Below are 912 nucleotides of genomic sequence, written 5' to 3'. Positions count from 1 at the left end.
AGCCAGGGGCCGTTGTAACATCAGCCGTTCGGTGGCCAACATCGACGCGGCGACATAGAGGTTCATCGCGGCCGAGTCGAGCTGGCGAGAGAGAAATTTGGCCACTGGCGCGCCAGTCTGGTAGAGCAACTGAGAGAAAACATTTTTGGCGGCGTCTTCAGAGGCTTCCTGATTGAACATGTGCTTTCGACTAGCTGCCCAGGCACTGTTCATCTTATCCAGAACCGTCTGCACATTGCTTTCCGTAATCTGCGTATCCGTCAAATCGCTCACGACATCCGCATGCGTCTGCTGGTTCCAGACCAAACTGCGCATGAGCAGGTTAGAAGTGTCTTCCAGATCAGGTTGCTCTACCCATTCATGGATTACGCTCTCGCATTCTGCCCGGTCGGCGGCATCATGAAGACACTCAATAAAGTGATGGACGTAATGCGTGCCGGAATCGAGATCGTCGGTCCGGTAGTCGCATTCAAAGCAGCGTTTCAACGCGTCCGACCCAAGCCATATCGCATGGTCTTCCGAAATCGGCGTGTGCACTTTGTCCTGATCATCTTTTAATACCTTGGAGACGGTCTCCTTGAAGTCCTGCTCAATTTCTTCATCGGACATTCGCAAGTATTCATCATCGTCTTCATAGACTCCAAACCAGACGTCGTTGCGGGTTTCCTTCCAGGCACGCTGGCTTCGAGCTCGAATCGTATCCGAACTGAGATATTGGCGCTGATTCGTCGCTTTGGACTCCTCCAGCAGCGCCTCCATATTCGAAATGGTCTTGCGATCCGCTTCCGAAGCCGTTCCGTTATCCACTTTTTGTCTCGCTTCACGAAGCCGTTTTTCCGGTACGTTCAGCATCATCGACTCATTCTCGGCAATACCGCTTCGGTAGACAGACTCTGTCGTCACCTCGACGAC

At 52.7% G+C, this 912-nt stretch carries 1 protein-coding gene; it reads right to left on the bottom strand.

What is annotated here, in order from left to right; genetic code table 11:
• On the bottom strand, positions 1–912 hold a 912-nt coding region (locus OP494_RS17190; protein ID WP_280542782.1), incomplete at both ends, for a hypothetical protein.

The sequence above is a fragment of the Chromohalobacter sp. 11-W genome (genome assembly GCF_029889905.1).
In the GTDB taxonomy this organism is placed as follows: domain Bacteria; phylum Pseudomonadota; class Gammaproteobacteria; order Pseudomonadales; family Halomonadaceae; genus Chromohalobacter.
Note: the sequence above shows the minus strand (reverse complement) of the source record. Positions and strands in the feature narration are given on the sequence as shown.